This is a genomic window from Enterobacter cloacae complex sp. P13B (assembly GCF_014895915.1).
GTDB classification, from domain to species: domain Bacteria; phylum Pseudomonadota; class Gammaproteobacteria; order Enterobacterales; family Enterobacteriaceae; genus Enterobacter; species Enterobacter bugandensis.
In genome coordinates this window covers 1-881 of record NZ_JADBQN010000142.1, presented here as the reverse complement: position 1 = coordinate 881, position 881 = coordinate 1, and the positions used below count along the sequence as shown (strand labels likewise).

At 35.8% G+C, this 881-nt stretch carries 1 protein-coding gene; it reads right to left on the bottom strand.

The window, feature by feature from the left end; all coding sequences use genetic code 11:
- Window positions 1–881: hypothetical protein (locus IM273_RS22335; protein ID WP_226857996.1), on the bottom strand; the 881-nt coding region annotated here is incomplete at both ends.

The following is an 881-nucleotide window of genomic DNA, read 5'->3' as shown; positions in this document are numbered from 1 at the left end:
ATCCATGCCCATTGACCGTTAGGATTAATTTCTAAAAACCAAAAAACATCATCTTCGTCGCAAATAAAATCTATTGCCCCAAATCGAAGATTAAGTGATTCGACTAGATCTATACACTTAGAACTCAATGATGTAGGTAGCTCTAAAGGTTTATGTTTTAAGTCAATTCGAGACCCCTTGCGCCAGTCTACCTCTGTTTCTTTATGGCTTTGGGAGTAAATTGCAACAGAAAAAACTCTTTTCCCAACTACTGTTACTCTAACATCAAACTTTTTTATTATCTCATGCTGAACTATAATAGGTACCAAAGAAAGTGAACTCGAATCGGTCTCATCTAGTTGACCTAATCTGTTGGTAAAAATGATACTTTCAGCATCATTATTTATAAATAGAGCTTGTCGTAAAGGCTTAGCGATCATTTGAAAGCTATTGCTACAACTTTTTATTTCTTCAAATGAATTAGTGATGGTTGACTCTGGAATATTAAAACCCAAACGTTTGGCAACGACCAGTTGCTTTGGTTTATCTTCAGCTAAAATTATATTAGTAGGCGAGCAAAACCAAAAAGAATCAAGTCGCGAATAAAGACTCTTAAGGAAACTATTCCATTCTCCCTGAATGTAATCAGCAATACCAGGATCAGTTATTGAGGCAGGAACTTCGGGATTCCCAGGTCTACGAAAGTAGGCGGCTTTAACATCGATACCTTTTATTGTATTTCCATTAATAGATATACTCCAATCCATAAATGATGAATCTGACATAGAACAGTATGATCTTGGCAAGTCTTCTGTATTTAGACGGAAGTACTTGATGCCTCGTTTTTTTAACTCAACCACGATATAATCCATAGTTATATCGCGCTTATTAGACACCAACAA